Here is a 23,779-nt window from a genome sequence, read left to right as displayed (position 1 = left end):
CAAAGCAATGAAAAACAGAATATTGTCATTCATCATTCTTGCAGCCGGTATGGTTACCTCCTGCAATACCGATGCTGAATTCTCGGAATTCATCCCCACGCACGCCCTTTCGACCCTGGTGAAGTCGGCTACGGCCACCTGCGGTTCGGAGACGGTCGTCGGCACGGTCGACAACGCGACCCACGAGATACAGTTCGTATTCGTCAACAATTCGAACTTCTCCGACGTCGCCGTAACGCTCGAATACGCCACCCGCGCCATCCGCAAGGAGGGCGCACCGGAAGAGGGGCAGAAACTCAACCTGTCGGCTCCCTATTCGTTCGTGATGAATAACCTCGAAGAGGACTTCACCTACACGATCGCCGCCTCGCGCGCCCAGATTATGCAGGTCGACCACACGCAGTGCACGGTCCTGCAGCTCGACACGGACGCCGACTATCAACGGACCAAGGAGGTCGATCCCAGCCGTTGCTTCGACGGCAAGCACATGTCGAAGAAGGGCGCTTACGGCGAAGTGGCCTATAACCACTTCGGCTGGATGATGGCAAATCCGAGCAAGACCCCCGAACGCGGCAACTCCTTCACGTTCGACGCGGGCGAGCCGATGCGCCTTTCGAAGATCGTCTTCTGGCCTTACTGGCCCTACGAGAACCAGCAGCCGGCCGTTTACGAGCTCTATGCCTACACGCTTTCGGGCGAACCCGCACAGACCGGCGAATGGACCAACTGGGAGAAGATTCTCGAAGTGGACGACTCCGACAAGTGGCAGATCACCAAGAACGCCGAAGCAGGTTCGGAAAACGACCTCACGGTCAACGGTACGGTCGTGGAATTCAAATACGGCGAACTGCCCGAGGCCCGCTACTACCGCTTCAAGATGCTGAAGAACTTCTATGCGGCCTTCGGTACGGCCATGAACCAATACTGGTCGGGACGTATCAACTACTTCGCGCTCTCGGAAGTAGAGCTCTGGAGATACAATACGGAAGAGTAGCGACTACACGATGATTCCGAAACAGATCATAGCACGTTCGATGATGTTCGCATGCGTTCTGCTGAGCGCATGCGGACACTCGGGCGAGGAAAATCCTCAGCCCGGAAAGCCCGAGCCCGAAAAGCCCGTCGAAGAGGAGAACTACCTCACCGTAACGACGCGCAACGGCGCCCCGGTCGAGTCGTACGAACAGTCGTTCGCCGCCTTCGCGCAGACGCTCGTCGTTCGCAGCAACGTCAAATGGGAGGTTTCGGCAGGCAATGCCGCCGCGTGGCTCCATGTCGAAGCGACCTCCGCGGCGACAGCCGAAGTAGCCATCGAGGTGAACACGGGCCGCGAGGTCCGCAGCGGCACGATCGTCTTCACGACGACCGATCCGAAGGTCCGGGTGGAGATTCCCGTACGTCAGAATTTCGGCGAGACGATCGGCCGGGCGCCGATCCGCGACCTGATGCTGATCTACGACGGATACGACGACGGACGCGCATTCGACGACAAGCGTTTCGCCAAATACGCGGCTTCGGACGACGACGCTCCGCAATGGCTCTTCGACGGATATCTGTTTCTGACGGCACACCGCGGAGGCAAATCATTCAGCGGAGGACTCAACCGCCCGGCTTCGAACAAGCAGGACTGGGAAGCCATCGTGGATTTCTACCTCGAAGATACGCACTCGATCCCGGCGCTCGACAGAGCCGTCGGAGCGTTGCGGGACCAGATCGGAGGTACGTTCCACCGCCGCAAGGTCGTGATCTTCATGCCCGAACCGCAGGAGGGTCAGACCGACTGGGGCGAGATCGACGGCAAAGCGATGGATTTCAGCAACTATCCGGACCGCATAGCCGCCTGCAAATGGTATGTCGACATGGTCGTCGAGAAATTCGCACAACACGACTTCCGCAACATCCAGCTCGCCGGCATCTACTGGTTCCCCGAGCACGGAGGATTCATCTCGACCTACATGAAGCAGGTCGCCGAATACATCCACTCGAAGAACCTCGACTACCGCTGGATTCCCTACTACGGCGCCTTCGGCCATGCCGACTGGAAAAAATACGGTTTCGACTACGCCTACTACCAGCCCAACTACTGCTTCAGCACCACGATTCCCCGGCAGCGGCTCTACGACGCCTGCGCCGAAGCGCTGTCGGCCGACATGGGGCTGGAGGTGGAGTTCGACTCGAATTACGCATTCGAGCGCAACGTGGCCTACATCGACGTCTACGAAGAGCTCGGAATTCTCGAAAAATCGAATCTGGCCTACTACGGCGGCACCTCGTTCGAATACTGGAAGAACGGCATCACCGAAGAACGGGCCTTTTACGAGCGCCTGGCGAAGATCATCGCCGAGCGGCAAAAGAAATTTACAACGAATAAAAAAACACCTGATACACTATGAAAACCTTCAAAATGCTTCTGCTGGCCATCGCAGCGCTCTGCGTCACGGCATGCGAGAACGACGAGGCGGCCTACATAGGCGTTCCCGAATCGATCGAGCTTTCGGCGGACGCAAGCATCATCGACTTCGTGGTGAACTCGAATTCGAACTGGACCCTCACCGTTTCCGATCCCTGGTTCAAAATTACGCCCAAGCACGGAAGCGGCAAAACGACGCTCAAACTCGGTGTCGACCGCAACGTAACGGGTGCCGAGCGCACCTCGACGCTGGAGTTCACTTCGGCCGACGGCTCGATCGAGCGCGTTCCCGTATCGCAGCCCGCCTACGTAGCCGAAATGGATATCACGGCGGCACAGACCGTCCTGGTGAAGAAGGGCGAGCAGCTGACCCTCAAGATCGCGGCTAACGTCGAGGACTGGGTCTATACGCTCGCCGACGGCGCATGGCTCAAGGAGGCTTCGAAATCGGAGGAGGAACTCGTCTTCGACCTCGATCCTTCGGTGAAGTTCGACACGAACGTCACGGCCAAGATCACCTTCACGTCGCCCTCCGACCCCGTCTTCGAAAAGACCGTCGAGGTACGTCCGCTCAACTTCGCCGAACTGACCGCTTCGGGCGAAGAGTCCGTAACGGTAAAACGCGGCGAACAGTACACCGTGAAGGTCACCTCGAACATCGACGACTGGACCTACACGATCACCGACGGCGCATGGATGCGCGAGGCATCGAAAACGGCTACGGAGATCATCTTCGACATGATTCCGACCAACCTCGTCAACGCGAACAAGAAGGCCAAGATCACTTTCTCGTCGCCTTCGTACGCCAACCTGACGTTCTCGATGGAGGTACAGCCCATCTCGTTCGAGGCTTCCACGTATCTGCCCGACAAGTCGAAGATGCGCGCCTTCACGCTGGAGAACGACGGCACAGAAAATACGGCCGAAAAGAACCACGGCAGTGCCTACCTGTTCGACGGCATGTGGCAGACCAACAAGGGTAACTACCACCTGTGCAACATCGAAGGGGCCGACTTCAACTACAAGCACTGGGAGATCAATACTACCGTAGATTCGTTCAATGCAGGACACGGCGACTCGTTCACGATCGACGCCGGTGAAGCCATTCGTCTGGCTCGCTTCATCAGCTATCCCTACTGGAGCTGGGCGAACAACGACCCGCTGGCATACGAGATCTACGCTTACACCGGCGACGGAGAGCCCGAAGCAGCCTGGGACAAGTGGGTGAAACTCGGCAGCGTAGACGCCTCGCATCTCTATGAAGATATGAAAGGGGTCGCAGCAGGAGCCTACTCTGCGCTGCTGGCCGACGGTATCACGGTCGTTATCCCCGAGGATAACGAGATCGTAGCCCGCTACTACCGCTTCAAGATGCAGAAGAACGGTTATGCCGTTGGCAAAACCGAGCTTAACCAATGGTGGACGGGACGTATCCACTGGATGACGCTCAGCGAAGCGACGCTCGTAGCCTACGAATAATCGGTTCGCCGACAAAATATTCGGGAAAAGGAGTAACCGGCTGTACGGGTCGGTTATTCCTTCCGTAAATCGACAAGAAAGAATTTCATTCAAAAACAAGCGAAAAAGATGATACGACGGCTCTTATTCACGGTTCTGGCCACGGCGATGCTCGCCGCCTGCTCGGAATCGGAGGGCGGGCAGACGCCCCAATCGACGCTGACGCCTCCGTCCGATGTCGCGGCCGAACGGATCGGCGACACGAAAGTCCGCGTCACGTGGCACGACAAGAGCGATTCGGAGAACGGATTCACGGTCTGGATGCGCACCGGCGACGAGACTTCGCCCTGCAAAATCGGATTCACGGCCCGCAACGTGGAGAGCTACACGGTCGACAGCGGTCTCGAACTGGACAAAACCTACCGTTTCGGCGTCTGCGCCGACGGTCGCAAGGGTTCGTCGGAGATCGTCTACGCCCCGGCCCTCGAATTGGAGGACCTCACCTCGCCCGGCATCGCCTTCGTGGGCGAGAGCACCGCGACCGAATCGTGCATCGCCTTCCGTTACGCACCCCGCAATACGGCCCAGGCGCGCAACGTCTCGTGCGGCATCTGCTGGAGCGCCGACCATACGCCCACCGTCGAGGACATGCGGCAGGACGGCCCGGCACTCGACGGCACGCAGCCCGTCATGCAGGTGATCTCGAACGTACTGCTCGAATACGGCCGGCCGTATCGTTTCCGCGCCTACGTACGGGCCGACAACAAGACCTACTACAGCGACGAGATCGTCGCATCGCTCGGCACGGAGCCCGAAGCGATCAAACTGACTTGGAAAAAACTCGACATGCCGACGCTTCCGTCCGAAATCTCGGTCTACGAGACGACCGACAAGGTCGGCGGACACAATTTCCACGCCTGGTATGCCGTGGCCGACGTCACGGGATCGGTCGAACTGCGCGTAAGCGTTCCCGACGCCAAGGCCACCATCGACAAGCAGTCCGCCTCGTTCGGCGGCGACTGCTACGTGATGACCAACGCCGGATACTTCTACTCGTCGGACCACGTGGGCATCGCCGTCGTCGATTCGCGCTCGATCGGTTACATCCCCGACATGCGCGGTTCGCTCCGCACGCAGGACGCCGAGTATCAGGTGATGTACCACGCCACGCGCGGCATCTTCGGAGTCGGCGCCGACGGCAAACCCGGTGTTTACTGGACCGGAACCAACGGTTCGAACTACTACTACGACCGACCGCTGCCCTCCGTGCGCGGCGAAGCGAAATACGCGGGCGTCTCGACGTCCAACCCGGCCAAACCCCTCGGCTGGTCGCCCCACTACGCCATCAGCGCGGGTCCCGTGCTGCTCAAGGACGGCAAGTGTCCGTTCGATTTCACCCTGACGGAGAAGGGCACGGAATACTACCTGAACAACTACGAAATCATCCCCTACGACATCTTCGGCCCGACGGTTTCGCCCGACCGCACGGCCGTAGGACACCTGGCAGACGGACGCGTCGTGCTGTTCATCTGCGACGGCCGTATCGCGGCCAGCGGCGGGGCGACGCTCACCCAGCTGGCCCGCATCCTGCGCGGCATCGGCTGTACGGACGCCCTGAATCTCGACGGCGGCGGTTCGACCGGCATGATGGTCGGCACGCAGCACGTCAACTACCATTCGGACGAAAACCGCGCCGTAAAGTCCACCATCGGATTCTTCCGCAAAAAATAACGAAAGCTCATGAAACCCATCCGACACATCCTGTTATCACTGGCGGCACTGGCCTGCGTGCTGCCGACCTCGGCACAGACCGCCCGCAAAACCAAAACCTGCACGGCCTCGGACATGGTGTTGATCTATGCCGGAGGCGCCCGCAACCGCAACTGGAGCGTCGACCGCATGAAAGACTACGTCTCCTACACCGACCGCGACGGCAAGGCGCACTGGCTCTTCGACGGGTTCCTGCTGCTCGAAATCCGCGATATCGGCCCCGGCAGCGCCGAAGTGGCCTTCGACCCGGGACACAAGAACGAAGACGGTTCGATCCTCCCGGCCGCCACGCAGGCCGATTGGCTCAAACTGATCGACTACTACTTCTCCGAAGGCCAGGTGATCGACGCCATCGAACGTTCCGTCGAGGAGGCGTCGCAGACGCTCGGCGTTCCGCCCTCGAAACGGCAGATCGTCGTCTCGATCCCCAACCCGATCGTCTACAAGCAGCCGATCGCCCAAAAGGGCGGCACGACCTACTGGGGCGTCATCGACAACCGCGTATTGGACTTTTCGGACGAAGCCGACCGCGCACTGGCCTGCCGCTGGTATATCGACCAAGTGCTGAGCCGCTTCAAGCAGGCCAAGTTCCGGCATGTCGAACTGGCCGGATTCTACTGGGTGACCGAGGAGACCTCGGCCAAGAGTCCGCTCATCGGAAACATCGTCGACTACTGCGCCCAGAAGCGTTACGACCTCTACTGGATACCCTACTTCCACGCCCCCGGCTTCGAAAGCTGGAAGGAGAAGGGATTCGCCCGCGCCTACTACCAGCCCAACCACTTCTTCCACAACGAGATTCCCTACGAGCGGCTGAAGGTCGCCTGCGCCGAGGCCCAGGCCAACGGCATGGACATGGAGGTCGAATTCGACGAGTCGGCGCTCAAGAAGCACGGCCGCGGAGGGCGTCTGCGCGACTACATGCGGGCCTTCCGCGAGACGGGCGTATGGGAGCGCTGCAAACTGGCCTACTACCAGGGCGGCAGCGCCGTGACTGCACTCCGCCGCTCGGACGACCCCGAAGATCAGGAACTCTACCAGGATTTCTGCGACTTCGTGTCGAAGCGCCCCTGCCGCACGCAGCAGAACGCCGAAAAACGTTAACCGACTCCCCGACTCCGAACGAACATTGACCCGAACGATGAAACCTTTCGCACATATCCGCCGCATGCTGCCGCTCGTCGCCCTGACGACGGCAGCCGTGACGGCGACGATCACGACCTCGGCGCAGACCGCCTCCGGGCTCGCACCCGCCGTCGAACAGCGCATCCGCATGAATACGTCGAGCGCCGTGAACGCCAACTGGACCTTCCGGTTCGGCGGTCCCTATTACAGCCACCTGTTCATCGACAAGATCTACGCCAAGAGCGATCCGATCATCCCCTGCCAGTCGGTCTTCGACGTGCAGATCGCCGCGCGCCTGGGCTTCAAGTTCATCGAAGCCAACGTCCACGCCACGGCGACACCCGGCAAATACATCGTCATGCACGGCGTCAGAGGATGTCTGGGCGACCAGGTCACCGACCTCGACGGCAATTCGGCCGCCGACGTGGTGATCCGCCAGACGCCCTTCGACACGCTGATGAGCAAATACCGCTACCGCTCGCGCTACGCCAAATACCGCACGCACATCACCTCGATGGAGGAGTTCCTGCTGGAATGCCGCCGCAACAACATCGCACCGATGATCTCGCACGTCGACGAGGAGCAGGTGCGCATCATCCGCTCGATCATGGGCGAGAATTTCATCCTCTACTGGGGTACGCGCGAGGAGTTCTCGGGCCCCATTCTCGAATACCACACCTACAAGAGCATCCGACAGATCGTAGACCGCTGCAAATACATGGGCGCACCCTACCTCTACTGCATGGGCAACGTAAGAGATTTCACCGACGAACAGCTGCGGACGATCGCCCGCGAGGTGCACAATGTCGGATGCTACGTCGGCTACGCAGGATGCTACGAACCGCCGCAGAACAACCAGAAGCTGCTCGACATGGGCTTCGACTTCTCGGCCTCGGGCTGGGACATCAACGAGATCGACAACGGCAACCTGTGCAACCTGACGGCCGACCTCCGTTTCGACGATTTCCGAACCGACGGCACCGAGCGCGAGGCCGTGCTCTGCCTCGACGCCGGCCAGAGCGTCGCACCCGGCGTCGAACTTCCGTCGGAGTTCCTCTCGGGCGGCAGCCTGCATGTCCGCTTCGAAGGGAAAATCCGCGTCGAAATGGGCGACTACATCCACACGGAATTCGCCTCGGACGGCGAACGTTCGATGTGGTGGAGCTCCTACTTCATCGAGCAGGCTCCCACGTTCCGCATCACGGCCGTCGAACCCACCCGCATCATCAACATGACTTACAAAGCCTCTAAAATGTAATCCGATATGAAAACCGCATCCATCGCCAAAACGCTGCTGAGCGTCGCATTCGCCGCAGCGACCGTAACCTTCGTTCAGGCCCAACCCAAAGAGTCCGCCATCGTAGCCCACCGCGGCTACTGGAACTGCAAGGAGGGCGGCTACGCCCGCAACTCGCTGGCCGCACTCGAAAGCGCCCAGAAAGCCGGTTTCTGGGGCAGCGAATTCGACGTCAACATGACCTCGGACGGCGAACTGCTGATCTTCCATGACGCACATATCGACGGCAAAAGCATCGACCAGACCCCCTACGCCGAGTTCAAGGACTACCGGCTGGAGAACGGCGAACCGATCCCGACGCTCGATCAATACCTGGCTCAGGCGAAGAAATACCCCAAAACGGTGCTGGTCTTCGAGATGAAATGGCACTCGACGGACGAGATCGAGAACCGCGCCATCGCACTGAGCATCGAGAAACTGAAAAAATACAAACTCTTCTCGCCCAAACACGTGATCTTCATCTCGTTCTCGCCCAACGCCAGCCGCGTGCTGGCACAGTCGGCCCCGGGATTCACGGTGCAGTATCTGGGCAGCGACCGCCGTCCGGCACAGGCAGCCGAAATGGGTATGAACGGCGTGGACACCTGGTTCAAGACGCTGCTCGACGATGCGACATGGTATCCCGAAGCACGCAAACTGGGCATGAGCATCAACACCTGGACGGTCAACGATCCCGCACAGATGGAGACGCTCTTCAAGATGGGCGTCGACCAGCTCACGACCGACAACCCGATGCAGGCCCGCGAGGTGCTCGAAAAGATCGGCATGCGCGAAGTCGTAGCCGGCAAAAAAGTCAAGATCAAGAAATAACCGTACAATCCGACCGACGATGAAAGTCTCCCTTCGCTTTCTGACGACAATCGCCGCAGGAGCCGCCCTGCTCGGCATTCCGGCCCCGGGAGCGCACGCCGCCGCCCGACAAACCGACCCCGACTGGCAGAATCCGGCCGTCAACGAACACAACCGCCTGCCGATGCGGGCCACATTCCGCACCGACGCGCCGCGTCTGTCGCTGCACGGACTCTGGAAATTCAAAGGCTACGAAACGCCCGACGAGCGCACGCCCGACTTCTACGCACCCGATACGGATACCTCCGCCTGGGGCGAAATGCCGGTTCCCGGCATGTGGGAGCTCAACGGGTTCGGCGATCCGGTCTATCTGAACATCGGCTACGCCTGGCGCGGCCATTACGAGAACAACCCGCCCTACGTCCCCACGGAGCACAACCGCGTGGGCCACTACGTGCGCACGTTCGACCTTCCGGCCTCGTGGTCCGGGAAGCAGATCGTGCTCCACATCGGCTCGGCGACCTCGAACGTGCGTGTCTGGATCAACGGCCGCCAGGCGGGCTACAGCGAGGACAGCAAGCTCGAAGCCCGCTTCGACGTCACGCGTCTGGTCGTTCCGGGCGCCGAGAACCGCATCGCCCTTGAAATCTTCCGCTGGTGCGACGGCTCCTACCTTGAAGATCAGGATTTCTGGCGTCTGAGCGGCCTGGCCCGCGAGACCTACCTCACGGCCCGCGAAAAGCAGCACGTGGAGGATATCCGCGTCGAGGCCTCCGCCTCGGGCGAACTGCGCTGGGAGGTCGTGACGACCCGGGGCGTGAAATCGGTCGAGGTCTCCATCCCCGAGCTGGGATACAAGACGCAGGCCACCGTCTGCGACGCGACGCGCGACGGCCTGAAGCGCTTCGGCGGCACGGCATCGCTGAGCGGCATCGAACCCTGGTCGGCCGAGACCCCGCGGCTCTACCGCATGGAGGTCGCCCCGTCGGACGGGAAATCGGTCACCGAGCGCACGAAGCTCGACATCGGCTTCCGCGACGTTAGCATCTCCGGCGGACAGCTGCTGGTCAACGGACGTCCGGTGCTCATCAAAGGCGCGAACCGCCACGAAATGAACCCCTACCGCGGTTATGTGGTCTCCGAGGAGGAGATGATCCGCGATATCGAAATCATGAAGCGGCTCAATATCAACACCGTGCGCACGTGCCACTACCCCAACGATCCGCGCTGGTACGACCTCTGCGACCGCTACGGCCTTTACGTGATCGACGAAGCCAACATCGAATCGCACGGCATGGGTTACGACGAACAGACGCTTGCCAAGGATCCCGCCTACGAAGCGGCGCATCTCCAGCGCGTCACGCGCATGGTGCAGCGCGACCGCAACCACCCGAGCATCATCGTCTGGAGTCTGGGTAACGAAGCGGGCAACGGCCCCAACTTCGAAAAGGCCTACGACTGGTTGAAACAGGAGGACCCGACGCGTCCCGTGCAATACGAGCGGGCCGTGCTGGAGCGCAACACCGACATCTTCTGCCCGATGTACCGCGGCTACGAAGGATGCGAGCAATACGCCGCATCGAATCCCTCGCGGCCGATGATTCTGTGCGAATACGCCCACGCGATGGGCAATTCGATGGGCGGGTTCAAAGAGTATTGGGACCTCGTGCGCAAATATCCCGCCTTCCAGGGGGGCTGCATCTGGGATTTCGTCGATCAGGCGCTCTACCGTCCGGTCGATCCCGCCATTTACGGCACCGACCATATCTTCGCCTTCGGCGGCGACTACAACGACTACGACCCCAGCGACGGATCGTTCAACTGCAACGGCATCATCGCCAGCGACCGGTCGCTGCATCCCCATGCCCACGAGGTGGCCTATCAGTTGCAGTCGATCCGCACCTCCGCCACCCCCGAGGAGGCGCTCGAAGGACGGGTGAAGGTCTACAACGAATATTTCTTTACCGATCTCTCGCGCTACGCGATGCAGTGGGAGGTGACCTGCAACGGCGAGTCCGTCCTGTCGGGTACCCTGGCGCCCCTCGACGTAGCTCCGCAGACGACCGCGACGCTGCGCCCGGGATATACCCGCGAGGAGCTGGCGGCAGCCTGCCCCGACCTCGAAAGATCGGATATCTTCCTCGACGTACGCTACACGCTCAAAAGCCGCGACGGACTGCTTCCGGCCGGTACGGAGCTGGCGCACGACCAAATTGCCATCGCACAGGGGCTGCGCTACGGCCGCAAGATCGTTCCGGGAACACCCGCCGTCGAAATGACGGGGGCGACGACGGTATTGTCGGGAACGACGGATGATCGTGCGCAGCTCCCCTGGGCGATCGCTTTCGACCGCACGACGGGGGCCCTGAGCAGCTACCGTCTGGCCGGTCGCGAACTGCTCGCCGCACCGCTGCTGCCCTGCTTCAGCCGCGCTGTGACGGACAACGACGTCGGATTCCAGTACCATCCGGCCGGCGCCCGCATCTTCAGCCGCCAGATGGCCCTGTGGCCCGCTCCTCAATTCGTACCCGAATCGTTCGAAGTCACGACGACGGATGACTACGCCGAAGTGAAAACGGTATTCGAACCGCTCTACGGCATGGTTCGCGTAGAAACCTGTTATCGCATCCACGCCGACGGGACGCTCGTCGGAACGCTCCGCACCTTCGACGGCGGCGACATGGCCTCGGCACCCGAATTCTTCCGCGTAGGCATGGAGACGACCCTCCCGGGTCGATACTCGACGGTGGATTTCTACGGCAAAGGTCCTTACGAGACCTACTCCGACCGCCAGAGTTCCGCCCGAACGGGCCACTACGTGCAGTCGGTCGCGGAGCAATACCACTACGGATACGTACACCCGCAGGAGTCGGGTACGCACGTGGGACTGAAATGGTTCCGCCTGACGGACGACAGCGGCTACGGACTGGAAATCACCTCGCCCGCGCAGTTCTCGGCCTCGGCGCTGCCTTTCACGCGCCAGGACCTGACCGACTTTTCGTCGCCTTTCGCCAGCGAGGAGCTCTCGTCCGTATCCTCGCGCTACTCGCACTCCGAGGAGCTGCGGCCTGCAGCCCACGAAGCGGACCGTTCGCGCGGCGTGACGCACCTGAACTTCGACCTCGTACAGCGCGGTCTGGGATGTATCGACTCGTTCGGATCGCTGCCGCGTCCCGAGTACCGGATTCCGGCCGACGCCTACACCTTCGAGTTCGTCATTTCACCCCTCTACCGATAATACGATGACCATCATGAAGCGAATGATTCCGGCTTTGGCCGCACTGCTTCTCGCAACGGCGGCACACGGCGCCCAGCCGCAGGAACGGCTGCTCTCCCCGGACGGGAGGCTGCAGATGACCTTCACGCTCTCGCCGACGGGAACGCCCCGCTATGCACTCGACTACGACGGCCGGCAGGTGATCCTGCCCAGCGACCTGGGATTCGAACTGCGCGGCGATCTGAACGTCTCGAAGATCGAGATCGAACAGGGCGTCATCCGCAAACGCGACGAACACCCCAGCGTCTCGCTGCACGACGATTTCGAACTGACCGACAACCGCCGCAGCTCTCTGGACGAGACCTGGCAGCCCGTATGGGGCGAGGAGGCCGAGATCCGCAACCATTACAACGAACTGGTGGTCGACCTGCGGCAGCGGGGCACCGGGCGTCCGATGTCGGTCCGCTTCCGGCTCTACGACGACGGACTGGGATTCCGCTACGAATTCCCGGCCATGCGCGGATTCGAATATTTCATCATCAAGGAGGAGCTCACGCAGTTCGCCATGGCGGGCGACCACAAGGCCTTCTGGATTCCGGGCGACTACGACACCCAGGAGTACGAATACACCGAATCGCGTCTGTCCGAAATTCCCGCGCTGCTGCCGTCGGCTCTGACCTCGAATCCCTACCACACGCCCTACAGCGTCAACGCGGTGCAGACCTCGTTGCAGATGCGTACCGACGACGGGCTCTACATCAACCTCCACGAAGCGGCGCTGGTCGACTACCCGTGCATGCACCTGGAGATCGACCCCGAACGGCTGGTCTTCACCGCCTCGCTCACACCCGACGCCTCGGGATGGAAGGGCACGATGCAGACGCCGCGCCACACCCCCTGGCGGACGATCCAGGTGGCGGACGACGCCTGCGGCATCCTCGCCTCGCGCTTGGTACTGAACCTCAACGATCCGTGCGCCTACGAGGACACGTCGTGGATCCATCCGGTGAAGTACGTCGGCGTCTGGTGGGAGATGATCAGCGGCAAGGGATCGTGGGCCTACACCGAGGACGTTACGTCCGTACGTCCGGGCAAAACCGACTACACGGCCTGCCGTCCCTCGCCCCGCCACTCGGCCAACACGGCCAACGTGCGCCGCTACATCGACTTCGCAGCCGAGCACGGATTCGACGAAGTACTGGTCGAGGGCTGGAACATCGGCTGGGAGGATTGGGAGCTCTTCAACAAGGAGGAGGTTTTCGACTTCGTGATTCCCTATCCCGATTTCGACCTTCCGGCACTGAGCGAATACGCCCGCTCGAAGGGCGTGAGGCTGATGATGCACCACGAAACCTCGTCGGCCGTACGCAACTACGAACGGCAGATGGACCGGGCCTACGACCTGATGGAGCGCCACGGCTACGACGCCGTCAAGAGCGGCTACGTCGGCAGCATCTTCCCCCGCGGCGAGCACCACTACGGACAGTGGATGAACAACCACTACCTCTACGCCATCCGCAAGGCGGCCGAGCATAAGATCATGGTCAACGCCCACGAAGCCGTGCGCCCCACCGGACTGTGCCGCACCTATCCCAACATGATCGGCAACGAGTCGGCCAAGGGCACCGAATACCAGGCCTTCGGCGGCATCCGGCCTCACCACGTCACCATCCTGCCCTTCACGCGGCTCAACGGCGGCCCGATGGACTACACGCCCGGAATCTTCGTCATGCGCATGGCCGAATTCAGCCCCGCGAACCCCTCGTGCGTCAACGCGACGATCGCCAACCAGCTGGCGCTCTACCTGACGATGTATTCGCCGCTGCAGATGGCCGCCGATCTGCCTGAACACTACCTGCGCTATCCCGATGCCTTCCAGTTCATCAAGGACGTAGCCGCAGACTGGCGCCGCAGCCGCTACCTGGCGGCCGAGCCGGGCGACTATATCGTCGTGGCGCGGCAGGCCAAGCAGAGCGGACAGTGGTTCGCCGCAGGCGTGACCGACGAAAACGCCCGGACGCTCGACGTATCCCTCGACTTTCTCGAAAAGGGCCGCAAGTACGAGGCGACGATCTACGCCGACGCCCCCGATGCCCACTACCGCACCAACCCGCAGGCATACACCGTCACCCGTCGCAAGGTCGACAGCCGCACCCGGCTGAAAATGTACCTGGCCCCCGGCGGCGGATTCGCCATTTCATTCCGGGAGTTGGAATAACTCCGGATACAACCGATATAAAACCCAAATCGAAAAACCCCATAGCTATGAAACGTATCGCATTGGCAACCTTACTGCTCCTGGCAGGCATCCTCCTGCAAGAACGTGTCCATGCCCAGACGGGCATCATTCCCAAACCGGTAAACGTCCGGGAGACCGGACGCACGATCGATCTGCCGCAGAGTGTCGTCATCGGCAGCAACGACGCGGAATTGCTCCGTCTGGCCGACTTGTTCGTCAGCCGCCTCGAACGAGACGGATTCTCCGGCCTGAGCACGGCCAAATCGCTGCGCAAGGCCACCGTGAAGCTGAGCATCGACCCCGCGCTGGCCGAAGAGGGATACACGCTCGACAGCACCTCCGACAAGGAGGAGATCCTGCTCGCAGGCGGCTCGGTGAAGGGCGTATGGTGGGGCCTGCAGACCCTCGAACAGCTGCTCGTCGCCGCGACCGAGAACCCCGCGCAGATGCGCATTCCGGCCCTGCGCATCGAGGACGCTCCGCGCTTCGCCTACCGCGGCGCCCACCTCGACTGCGGCCGCCACTTCTTCACCACCGACGAGGTGAAGACCTATATCGACATCATCAGCGCCCATAAGATCAATACCTTCCACTGGCATCTGACCGAGGATCAGGGCTGGCGCATCGAGATCAAGAAATATCCCGAGCTGACGCGCATCGGTTCGCAGCGCCCCGAAACCTACGTCGGACACCTCTACGCCCACACGGGCAAATACGACGGCACGCCCCACGGCGGCTACTACACGCAGGACGAGATCCGCGACATCGTGGCCTATGCCGCCGAGCGTCAGATCACGATCATCCCCGAGATCGAGATGCCGGGCCACGCCGTAGCGGCACTGGCCAGCTATCCGTGGCTCGGATGCCGCGGCGAAGGTTACGAGGTATGGACCAGTTGGGGCGTGAACAAGGATATCTTCTGCGTGGGCAAGGAGACGACGTTCGAATTCCTGCAGAACGTTCTGGACGAAGTCTGCGACCTCTTCCCGGGCGAATACATCCACATCGGCGGCGACGAAGCGCCGCGCGACAGCTGGAAGACCTGTCCCCACTGCCAGAAGCGCATGAAGGAGCTCGGACTCGAAAAGGAAGCGCAGCTGCAGAGCTACCTGGTGGCCCGCATCGAGAAATACCTCAACGCCAAGGGCCGCAAGATCATCGGCTGGGACGAAATTCTGGAAGGCGGCGTGACGCCGACGGCGACGGTCATGTCGTGGCGCGGCGCCGAGGGCGGCATCGCGGCAGCCAAGCAGGGCAACGACGCGATCATGGTGCCCTACCAGTACCTCTACCTCGACTATTCGCAGACGCGCGACCAGGCCGTCTACGGCGAGCCGCTGGCCATCGACAGCGGTCTGACGCTCGAAAAATGCTACTCGTTCGACCCCTTCGCCGGGCTCAACGAAGAGGAGCGTGCGCATATCAAGGGCGTGCAGGCCAACCTCTGGACCGAGTACATCGCCGACTTCGGCCACGTGCAGCACATGCTGCTGCCGCGTCTCTCGGCTGCGGCCGAGATCGCCTGGAGCAGCGAAAAGACCGACATCGACACGCTGCGCCGCCGCATTCGCGACTTCATGCTGCCGCTCTACAAGGCACGCGGTTACCGCTACGCCACCTACGAATTCTGGTTCCTGGACTAAACGCCCCGAAAAGAGATGGAAACACGCAGAAAATTCCTGAAGAAAATGGCTGCGGCCGGCGCTTCGGCGCTGGTCGTACCCCAGCTGCTCGCATCCTGCGGCAAGGAGGAGGAGACCTATGAAGGTGCGGCCGGCGCGGCGAATCTGATCGTCCCCAAGGGCGACGCCATGCGCATCACCGGCACGTTCCTCGACGAGATATCGCACGACATACCCCATCAGAACTGGGGCGAGCGCGAATGGGACCGCGACTTCCGCTACATGAAAGCCATCGGCATCGATACGGTCATCCTGATCCGCTCGGGCTACCGCAAGTTCATCACCTACCCCTCGCCCTACCTGCTGGGGCAGGGGTGCTACATGCCCTCGGTCGACTTGGTGGACATGTATCTGCGGCTGGCCGAGAAGTACGGCATGAAGTTCTACTTCGGGCTCTACGACTCGGGCAAATACTGGGACACGCACGACATGTCGCACGAGGTGGAGCACAACCGATACGTCATCGACGAGGTTTGGCGTCTCTACGGCGAGAAATACCGCAGTTTCGGCGGATGGTATATCAGCGGCGAGATCAGCCGCGCGACTCGGGGTGCCATCGGGGCCTTCCACGCGATGGGCAAGCAGTGCAAGGAGGTTTCGGGCGGGCTGCCCACCTTCATCTCGCCCTGGATCGACGGCAAGAAGGCCGTTTCGAACGCCCAGAACGCCGTGACGGCCGACGAGCACGAACGCGAATGGGACGAGATATTCGACGGCATCCACGACGTGGTGGACGCCTGCGCCTTCCAGGACGGACATATCGACTACGACGAGCTGGACCTCTTCTTCTCGATCAACAAGCGCCTGGCGGACAAATACGGCATGAAATGCTGGACCAACGCCGAGTCGTTCGACCGCGACATGCCCATCCGCTTCCCGCCCATCAAGTTCGACAAGCTGCGTCTGAAGCTCGAAGCGGCCAAGCGCGCCGGGTACGACAAGGCGATCACCTTCGAGTTCTCGCACTTCATGTCGCCCCAGTCGGCCTATCTGCAGGCCGGGCACCTCTACGACCGTTACAAGGAGTATTTCGAGATCGAGTAGCCTATGAAAACGCAAACCAATACGGGTTATATCGTCTTTCTGTCGGTCGTCGCAGCGATCGGAGGCATCCTGTTCGGCTACGACACGGCCGTGATCTCGGGAACGATCGCAGGCGTGGCGACGCAATTCGGACTCGACGCCATGCAGCAGGGATGGTTCGTCGGCTGCGCGCTGGTCGGCTCGATCGCCGGCGTGGCCGTCGCCGGCGTGATGAGCGACCGCTTCGGGCGCAAGCGCACGATGCTCGTCTCGGCCGTGCTGTTCACGGTCTCGGCCGTCGGATGCGCCCTCTGCGCCGACTTTCAGCAACTGATCCTCTACCGCATCATCGGCGGCGTGGGCATCGGTGTGGTGTCGATCGTATCGCCGATGTATATCTCCGAAGTCGCCGTCGCACGCTGGCGCGGGTCGCTCGTGTCGCTCTACCAGCTGGCCATCACGGTCGGATTCCTGGCCGCCTATCTGGTCAATTTCGGCATCCTCCGTTCGGCCGAGACGGCACATTACGCCTCCGAGACGATGCAACGGATCTGGATCACGGAGAGGTGGCGCGGCATGTTCGGCGCCGAGACGCTCCCCGCGGCCCTGTTCTTCCTCGTGCTGTTCTTCATTCCCGAGAGTCCGCGGTGGCTGCTTCTCAGAGGCAGCGACGAGCGGGCCCGCACCGTGCTGAGCCGCATCTATCCCGCCCGGCACGATGCCGAGCAGGAGATCGCCGCCGTACGCGCGACCTTCCGAAAGAGCGACGAACCGCAATGGCGCGCGCTGCTCGAACCCGGCATCCGGCGAGCCGTGGCCATCGGCGCCTTCATCGCCATCCTCGGGCAGTTCATGGGTGTCAACGCCGTGCTCTACTACGGACCGACGATCTTCGAGAATGCCGGACTGTCGAGCGGCGACTCGCTCTTTTCGCAGGTGCTGGTCGGCACGGTGAACATGCTCACCACTGTCCTTGCGCTGGCGATCATCGACCGCGTAGGTCGCAAGCAACTGGTATACTGGGGTGTTTCGGGCATGATTCTGTCGCTCATCGGCATCGGCGTCTACTTCCTCTTCGGAACGGCATGGGGGCTCCCGAACGCCTTCCTGCTCGTCTTCTTCCTATTCTATGTCTTCTGCTGCGCCGTGTCGATCTGCGCCGTGGTCTTCGTACTGCTCTCGGAGATGTATCCCACGCGGGTGCGCGGCATAGCCATGTCGATCGCCGGGCTTTCGCTCTGGGTGGGCACCTACCTGATCGGACAGCTCACCCCGTGGATGCTCGAAAACCTGACGCCGGCAGGCACGTTCTTCCTCTTCGCGGCGATGTGCATCCCCTACATCGTCATCATGTGGCGCGCCGTGCCCGAAACGACGGGCCGGTCGCTCGAAGAGATCGAAAAATACTGGATGAATTAATCACAAAACATACGGACAAACATGAATTTCCAACAACTGGCTAAAAAATACGAATCCGAACTTTTCGATAACGTATTGCCCTTCTGGCTGGAGCACTCCCAGGACAAGGAGTGCGGAGGCTACTTCAGTTGCCTGGATCGCGACGGCAGCGTCTACGATACGGACAAGTTCATCTGGTTGCAGGGACGCGAGGTATGGCTCTTCTCGATGTTGTGCAACAAGGTGGAGAATCGTCCCGAATGGCTCAAATGTGCCCGACAGGGCGGCGAGTTCCTGCGCAAATACGGCCACGACGGCAACTACGACTGGTATTTCTCGCTCACGCGCGACGGACGGCCGCTCATCGAGCCCTACAACATCTTCTCCTACACGTTCGCCACGATGGCCTTCGCCCAGCTGGCCAAGGCTTCGGGCGACAAGGAGTATGCGCAGATCGCCAAACGCACGTTCGACCGCATCCTCGAAAAGCGCGACAACCCCAAGGACAAATGGTGCAAGGCACACGCCGGAACGCGCCCGATCAAGGATTTCGCCCTGCCGATGATCCTGTGCAACCTGGCCCTCGAAATCGAGGAGTTCATCGACCCGCAGCTGATCGACCGCACGATCGACGAGTGCCTGCACGAGGTGCTCGACGTCTTCTACCAGAAGGACCTGGGTCTGATCGTGGAGAATGTCTCGGCTGAGGACAATTCGCTCGTCGACTCATTCGAGGGTCGCACGATCAATCCGGGCCACTCGCTCGAAGCCATGTGGTTCGTCATGGACATGGGCGTACGGCTCGGCCGGCGCGATCTGATCGACCGCGCCGTCGAAATCGCCCTGCGGACGATCGAATACGGCTGGGACAAACAGTACGGCGGCATCTTCTACTTCATGGACCGTCTGGGGCATCCCCAGCAGCAGCTCGAATGGGACCAGAAGCTGTGGTGGGTGCACCTCGAATCGGCCATCGCCATGCTCAAGGGCTACCAGCTCACGGGCAACCGCAAGTGTCTGGCCTGGTTCGAGAAGCTCGATCAGTACATGTGGTCGCACTTCAAGGACGCGGAGTATCCCGAATGGTTCGGCTATCTGAACCGCCGCGGCGAGGTGCTGCTGCCGCTCAAGGGCGGCAAATGGAAGGGTTGCTTCCACGTGCCGCGCGGACTCTACCAGTTGTGGCGGATTCTGCAGCAGTGCGCCGCACAATCCGCCTCCGACGAAAAACAACCGATAACCGCAGAAACCCTATAACCTCAACACGCATCACGACATGAAAAAAATCGCACTTTTCCTATCCGTCGTAATCGCCACGGCCATGGCGGACACCGCCGCAGCAAAACCCGACACGCTGAGCATCGACAAGACCTACTACCCGGGGCGCCGTGCCTTCTACGAACTCACGCCCGTCAAGAAGCACAACATCGTCATGCTGGGCAACAGCCTCACGGAACGCGGCCTGTGGGGCGAATATTTCCAACCGGCCTACGTGCTCAACCGCGGCATCGGCGGCGACTGCGTATCGGGCATGATCGCCCGCCTGGAGACCATCCTTTCGGGCAAGCCCAAGGCCATGTTCATCATGGCGGGGACCAACGACCTGATCTTCTCGAAGACCTCCTACGAAAAACTGCTCGAACAGTACGAACGCATGCTGGACATCATCGCCCGGGAGAGCCCCCGCACGAAGGTCTACATCCAGAGCCTGCTTCCGCTCGTCGAGGACCGGCAGGATTATTTCAAGGGCAAAAACAAGCGTATCGCCGGATTCAACGCCGTGCTGCGGGAGATGGCCGAGCGTCGCAATCTGCCCTACATCGACATCTGGAGCGCCATCCAGAACAACGGCGCCCTGCCCGAAGAATTCACCCACGACGGCATCCACCTTACGGGACCGGGCTATGCCGTTTGGGTCGAAACGCTGCGCCCCTACATGAAACCCTACATGAAAAAGTAGTGCCGCGATGCGATTTCGCACGACGACACTGCTGCTCGTGCTGCTCCTGACGACGGCACGAACGACCCCGGCCCGGCCCGTATCGAAGGATACGAGCCGGGCTGCGGCCTTTCGGGCCGGCTGTCCGAAAGCCGACGGCGCGAATCTCGCGGTCGAACTGCGCGGCGGGGAGCTTCGGATCCGCTTCGCGGAGTCCGAGGGCCGGAACCTCCGCTACACCTTCCGCCGGTGCATGTTCAACGAGCTGTTCACCTTCTACGAAGTCGCCGTCGAGGAGCGGAACACGGAAACCGTGCTCAACCGGGCCACGAGCGACAACCTCGGGCCCCTGGGAATCGACGGCTACGGATGGGCCGGAGCGAATCACTCCTGGCGGGAGGGCGGCACCGTCCGCACGGCCCGGCACGTCGGAGTATCGATCGAGGCCGACGGCCGGTGCATCGGGGGCGACACGTCGCTGCGGGCCCGTGAAGTGACGATCCGCGTGGAGAACCGGATCTTCGACCCGCGGATGCCCGTCGCAGACTCCGCCGGGAGAGCGGAACTGCAAACCCCGCTGTGCACCGAACGGGTATGCTACCGCGTGCGGGAAAACAACATCGAAGTAGCCGTATCGCACGAGTTCCACAACTCCGTCCCGGCGACGATCCGCACCTACTACGGCATGCAGTCGATGTTCTGCGACGAGACGCATACGCTCACCCCCGACGGAGCCTATGCCGACTGGACCCCGCAGGCCGCGGTTTCCCACTTCACCAAGGGCGACTACCCCGCATTCCGACGCTTCGTCGAGAAAAACGACCGCGCCTATCAATCGAGCTGGCTGCTGCCCGAAGGTACGGGCGACCACGCCCGGCTCGACGATTCGGACGCGGTATTCATCGGCAACTCCTACGGCAAGAGCTACCACCGGCTTCTGGCCCGGCAGCCGGTGCACGAGGGGGACCGGCTGCACTGGCGCGGCGTCTACACCTGGTTCACCTCCCCGATCGCCGACGACGGGGAGCTGTTGTGCTACGAAGCGCTCGCGGGAGAGCAACGGGTGCTGGCGATCGACTGCAAACGACGCTGCGACCGCACCGTAACGCTTCCCGGCAGGTCGTTGCGCAGGCTGCGCACGATTGATCGTCACGGCGACATCAGCATCCGACGCACCGGCGCGCACACCCTGCGCATCCGCTGCGAAGGCCCCGCAAGCTGCATTCTCCGCACGGAGGTGCTGCACCGCATCGAATCGGAAAATCGGTAGATCAGCTCTCCGACCGACGCGCAGACGGCCATTCCCGGAATCGCACGGCAGCGGCCTCGGCAACGAAAGCCCGCTTCGCAAGTCTTGCGAGTTCTGCGGGCGGTATCCTGCAAAACCTGTTTTTTCAATACCCGGGAGGGGGTCCTCTTCCTTTCGAAAGATTCGACATTGACATCGAAAATACGCCCTTCATATCCGATGCTCGACATCATACATCCCGTTAATGTGAGACATGCCGTGATTAAAATGAATGATGCAACCCTGTGAATACATCATATAATTTTCAATACATCTATATCCCTTACTTATGTGATCTCCGTTTTTTTCGTCGCTGTATTCGGCGTTGCTGTTCTTCGTAAGCCCTTGCATCGGCCAGATCCAATACCGTATCGACGATTCCCGAAATGGGATTTGCCGTGTGACTCCGTTGTTCTCGTCGCTGTTCCGGACGTTGTTCTGCGACCTGTTGCATCTCTTTCGGCGCCGGATATAACTCGTTAAAGGCGTTCGCCGAAACTCTTTCCCCAGCAGCGATCCGTTGGCGACGATACCCGTGTTGTGGTCGATAAACGTTACGCCGTAAATTCTGCCTACCGGATTGATCCGGAAGATAGCATCTATATTGTCGGCCTTGAGCAGCCGCCGGAACTCGTCCCGCGTATTATGCGGACTCATGGCATCCCGAACGGCTCGCCGCAACCTCCCGAGGGCATCGTTTTCTCTCAATGCAGCCTTCGACCTCTCGTAGTATTTCTGCAAAGCCCGATAACCTACGTCCTTGCCGATCTTACTCGACTTGAACGGCGTGCCGACGCCGTATCCGTCGTCGGTCATGGCTCCGTAGACGATGCCGGCATAACTTCGCCCGTCGATGGTTCCTGTGCGTTCCTCAATGGAGACATTGAACCGCTCCAGCAGCGTGCGCAACTCCCCATAGGAGGAGCATTTGTAATTGCGCAGACACGACCGCACGACAGACGATACCTGCTGCTTGACATTCCCCTCGGGATAATTCACTTTCCGCAGGCTCTCCCTGTCCGTCAGTTCCTGCCCCTTGATACTCGGATGCAGATTATATTTCCGTTCTAATTCCCGCAATACGGACATGGAACGGTCGTATTCATGCGAAGATGTTCGCGCGAGATATCCTTATGTTTGAAAACAATATAGGGCTGATTTCCGTAGCCCATTTTCTGCATGTTGTATTCATTTGCGATTTCCCGGAGCTGTTCGTCGGTCAGTTTATCTTCCGGCGAAGGGTTCAGCGAGACATGGAATACCGTATTGGTCGTCCTGCGGTTGGCTTCGAGGTACGGCCGGAAACTCTCCATGCAGGCGTCGACATCCATTCGTCCGTGTTTGTCGAAGGGCTCCAGCATCTGCTGCCAATAGAGGATTTTGGCTTCATCCCGGTCTACTTTCTCCTTGTTGTAGTGTAAAGCCCCGCCGGGCGAGGATCCCGACCTTATATTCGCAACCACTCCTTAGCCTGTTTTGCAAAGTTCAGAATCTCGATACTGAGGGCTTTCAGCTCACGCGTCCGCTGCTCCAACATGGCGATCTGATGCGGGATCGTGATGTTGGAAAAGTGCGCATTTACGGCTTTTACAATCTGATTATAGTTGTTTCCCAGCTTCTGAAACTGGAAGTAAAAGTCGTTCAGCCGCGCGACGAACTGCACTTTCGAGGGGTCGCGTTTGACGACGACGAACTCCTCGCCGAAGATTCTTTTGACAATAAACCGGCTCCGGTTATGCTCCGATCCGGCCTTTGTGAGCAGTTCGTTGAAACGGAGATGCTGCTCTTCATTGAGCCGGAAAGAGTATTTATAACTCGGTGTTCGGAGCTTCTTGCCGGTCATGTCGGTCTGTTTTCGGTTGGTATCCATAATATCGGTTCAAAAGGCGTTCGACTGGGGAGAACGCCCGGCCTCGCAGAGCGAGGACCTTTGTCGGACAAACGGTAGTTTGTCGGACAAAGGTACAGCTCGCTGTTATCTGGCGATAACAAAAATCCGCGGCGGAAAATTTTTTGTGAAAACTTTGAAAACCTCCGCTACGGCTTCCGAGGGCGGGTCTTTCCCGGTTACAATATTACAACCGTGCGGGCGTGTCCCGTCCTGAAAAAGGTTTACAGTGATTGATAATTAAAGATAAACATTT

General features: G+C 60.6%; 18 protein-coding genes. 15 read left to right on the top strand and 3 right to left on the bottom strand.

Going from position 1 to position 23,779, the window contains the following annotated elements; genetic code table 11:
• Window positions 1-7 precede the first annotated feature (7 nt).
• The 15 genes from DWW03_RS15075 to DWW03_RS15005 all read left to right on the top strand — a co-directional run bounded on the left by DWW03_RS15075 (window position 8) and on the right by DWW03_RS15005 (window position 21,617).
• Window positions 8-994 (top strand): DUF5000 domain-containing lipoprotein, encoded by a 987-nt coding sequence (locus DWW03_RS15075; RefSeq protein ID WP_118406969.1) that lies wholly within the window; start codon window positions 8-10, stop codon window positions 992-994.
• A gap of 10 nt (window positions 995-1,004) precedes the next feature.
• Complete coding sequence (locus DWW03_RS15070) at window positions 1,005-2,393, top strand: DUF4855 domain-containing protein (RefSeq protein WP_118406968.1); 1,389 nt, start codon at window positions 1,005-1,007, stop codon at window positions 2,391-2,393.
• Window positions 2,390-3,889: a BACON domain-containing protein gene (locus tag DWW03_RS15065; protein WP_118406967.1), complete on the top strand. Its 1,500-nt coding sequence runs from the start codon at window positions 2,390-2,392 to the stop codon at window positions 3,887-3,889. The genes DWW03_RS15070 and DWW03_RS15065 overlap by 4 nt, the downstream gene beginning before the upstream one ends.
• Window positions 3,890-3,997: 108 nt before the next feature.
• Window positions 3,998-5,599: a phosphodiester glycosidase family protein gene (locus tag DWW03_RS15060; protein ID WP_118406966.1), complete on the top strand. Its 1,602-nt coding sequence runs from the start codon at window positions 3,998-4,000 to the stop codon at window positions 5,597-5,599.
• A 9-nt stretch (window positions 5,600-5,608) separates the two neighbouring features.
• On the top strand, window positions 5,609-6,742 hold the full coding sequence (locus tag DWW03_RS15055) for a DUF4855 domain-containing protein (RefSeq protein WP_118406965.1): 1,134 nt from the start codon (window positions 5,609-5,611) through the stop codon (window positions 6,740-6,742).
• Window positions 6,743-6,779: 37 nt separating this feature from the next.
• Window positions 6,780-8,021: a hypothetical protein gene (locus DWW03_RS15050; protein WP_147344330.1), complete on the top strand. Its 1,242-nt coding sequence runs from the start codon at window positions 6,780-6,782 to the stop codon at window positions 8,019-8,021.
• Window positions 8,022-8,027: 6 nt separating this feature from the next.
• On the top strand, window positions 8,028-8,870 hold the full coding sequence (locus DWW03_RS15045; protein ID WP_118406963.1) for a glycerophosphodiester phosphodiesterase: 843 nt from the start codon (window positions 8,028-8,030) through the stop codon (window positions 8,868-8,870).
• Window positions 8,871-8,889: 19 nt separating this feature from the next.
• Window positions 8,890-12,087 (top strand): glycoside hydrolase family 2 TIM barrel-domain containing protein, encoded by a 3,198-nt coding sequence (locus tag DWW03_RS15040; protein WP_118406962.1) that lies wholly within the window; start codon window positions 8,890-8,892, stop codon window positions 12,085-12,087.
• Window positions 12,088-12,091: 4 nt separating this feature from the next.
• Complete coding sequence (locus DWW03_RS15035) at window positions 12,092-14,284, top strand: glycoside hydrolase family 97 protein (protein ID WP_370803697.1); 2,193 nt, start codon at window positions 12,092-12,094, stop codon at window positions 14,282-14,284.
• A 47-nt stretch (window positions 14,285-14,331) separates the two neighbouring features.
• On the top strand, window positions 14,332-15,948 hold the full coding sequence (locus DWW03_RS15030; protein ID WP_118406961.1) for a beta-N-acetylhexosaminidase: 1,617 nt from the start codon (window positions 14,332-14,334) through the stop codon (window positions 15,946-15,948).
• Between the two features lie 15 nt (window positions 15,949-15,963).
• Window positions 15,964-17,031 (top strand): DUF4434 domain-containing protein, encoded by a 1,068-nt coding sequence (locus tag DWW03_RS15025; RefSeq protein WP_118406960.1) that lies wholly within the window; start codon window positions 15,964-15,966, stop codon window positions 17,029-17,031.
• Between the two features lie 3 nt (window positions 17,032-17,034).
• Window positions 17,035-18,429 (top strand): sugar porter family MFS transporter, encoded by a 1,395-nt coding sequence (locus DWW03_RS15020; RefSeq protein WP_118406959.1) that lies wholly within the window; start codon window positions 17,035-17,037, stop codon window positions 18,427-18,429.
• A 21-nt stretch (window positions 18,430-18,450) separates the two neighbouring features.
• Entirely contained in the window at window positions 18,451-19,665 is a 1,215-nt protein-coding gene (locus tag DWW03_RS15015; RefSeq protein WP_118406958.1) for an AGE family epimerase/isomerase, read from the top strand.
• A 19-nt stretch (window positions 19,666-19,684) separates the two neighbouring features.
• Window positions 19,685-20,368 carry a GDSL-type esterase/lipase family protein gene (locus DWW03_RS15010; protein ID WP_118406957.1) on the top strand — a complete coding sequence of 228 codons (684 nt, stop codon included), beginning with the start codon at window positions 19,685-19,687 and terminating at the stop codon, window positions 20,366-20,368.
• A 7-nt stretch (window positions 20,369-20,375) separates the two neighbouring features.
• The gene (locus tag DWW03_RS15005; protein WP_118406956.1) at window positions 20,376-21,617 is read left to right on the top strand and encodes a hypothetical protein; all 1,242 of its coding nucleotides are present in this window, start codon (window positions 20,376-20,378) and stop codon (window positions 21,615-21,617) included.
• 189 nt (window positions 21,618-21,806) lie between these two features.
• Here DWW03_RS15005 and DWW03_RS16945 read toward each other — a convergent pair whose 3' ends face one another.
• Genes DWW03_RS16945 through DWW03_RS14995 form a run of 3 tightly spaced genes read right to left on the bottom strand, consistent with a single transcriptional unit; the run spans window position 21,807 to window position 23,505 of the window.
• A complete protein-coding gene (locus DWW03_RS16945; RefSeq protein ID WP_229096058.1) occupies window positions 21,807-22,724 on the bottom strand; it encodes a hypothetical protein in 918 nt (305 codons plus the stop codon).
• Window positions 22,703-23,098, bottom strand: coding sequence for a relaxase/mobilization nuclease domain-containing protein (locus tag DWW03_RS16940; RefSeq protein WP_240046561.1), 396 nt, complete (start codon window positions 23,096-23,098; stop codon window positions 22,703-22,705). Before DWW03_RS16940 ends, DWW03_RS16945 begins: the two co-directional genes overlap by 22 nt.
• Window positions 23,083-23,505 (bottom strand): mobilization protein, encoded by a 423-nt coding sequence (locus DWW03_RS14995; protein ID WP_181989631.1) that lies wholly within the window; start codon window positions 23,503-23,505, stop codon window positions 23,083-23,085. Before DWW03_RS14995 ends, DWW03_RS16940 begins: the two co-directional genes overlap by 16 nt.
• Window positions 23,506-23,779 lie beyond the last annotated feature (274 nt).

Origin of the sequence: Alistipes sp. AF14-19, from assembly GCF_003461645.1 — a bacterium.
GTDB lineage: Bacteria > Bacteroidota > Bacteroidia > Bacteroidales > Rikenellaceae > Alistipes > Alistipes shahii.
Note: the sequence above shows the minus strand (reverse complement) of the source record. Positions and strands in the feature narration are given on the sequence as shown.

Bases quoted from the DNA above. Each gene is read 5' to 3' on its own strand.
- DWW03_RS15040 (WP_118406962.1), top strand. From the start codon at position 8,890: ATGAAAGTCTCCCTTCGCTTTCTGACGACAATCGCCGCAGGAGCCGCC.
- DWW03_RS15045 (WP_118406963.1), top strand. From the start codon at position 8,028: ATGAAAACCGCATCCATCGCCAAAACGCTGCTGAGCGTCGCATTCGCC.
- DWW03_RS16945 (WP_229096058.1), bottom strand. From the start codon at position 22,724: ATGTCCGTATTGCGGGAATTAGAACGGAAATATAATCTGCATCCGAGT.
- DWW03_RS15030 (WP_118406961.1), top strand. From the start codon at position 14,332: ATGAAACGTATCGCATTGGCAACCTTACTGCTCCTGGCAGGCATCCTC.
- DWW03_RS15020 (WP_118406959.1), top strand. From the start codon at position 17,035: ATGAAAACGCAAACCAATACGGGTTATATCGTCTTTCTGTCGGTCGTC.
- DWW03_RS15060 (WP_118406966.1), top strand. From the start codon at position 3,998: ATGATACGACGGCTCTTATTCACGGTTCTGGCCACGGCGATGCTCGCC.
- DWW03_RS15005 (WP_118406956.1), top strand. From the start codon at position 20,376: ATGCGATTTCGCACGACGACACTGCTGCTCGTGCTGCTCCTGACGACG.
- DWW03_RS15025 (WP_118406960.1), top strand. From the start codon at position 15,964: ATGGAAACACGCAGAAAATTCCTGAAGAAAATGGCTGCGGCCGGCGCT.
- DWW03_RS15065 (WP_118406967.1), top strand. From the start codon at position 2,390: ATGAAAACCTTCAAAATGCTTCTGCTGGCCATCGCAGCGCTCTGCGTC.
- DWW03_RS15075 (WP_118406969.1), top strand. From the start codon at position 8: ATGAAAAACAGAATATTGTCATTCATCATTCTTGCAGCCGGTATGGTT.
- DWW03_RS15050 (WP_147344330.1), top strand. From the start codon at position 6,780: ATGAAACCTTTCGCACATATCCGCCGCATGCTGCCGCTCGTCGCCCTG.
- DWW03_RS14995 (WP_181989631.1), bottom strand. From the start codon at position 23,505: ATGGATACCAACCGAAAACAGACCGACATGACCGGCAAGAAGCTCCGA.
- DWW03_RS15015 (WP_118406958.1), top strand. From the start codon at position 18,451: ATGAATTTCCAACAACTGGCTAAAAAATACGAATCCGAACTTTTCGAT.
- DWW03_RS15010 (WP_118406957.1), top strand. From the start codon at position 19,685: ATGAAAAAAATCGCACTTTTCCTATCCGTCGTAATCGCCACGGCCATG.
- DWW03_RS15070 (WP_118406968.1), top strand. From the start codon at position 1,005: ATGATTCCGAAACAGATCATAGCACGTTCGATGATGTTCGCATGCGTT.
- DWW03_RS15035 (WP_370803697.1), top strand. From the start codon at position 12,092: ATGACCATCATGAAGCGAATGATTCCGGCTTTGGCCGCACTGCTTCTC.
- DWW03_RS15055 (WP_118406965.1), top strand. From the start codon at position 5,609: ATGAAACCCATCCGACACATCCTGTTATCACTGGCGGCACTGGCCTGC.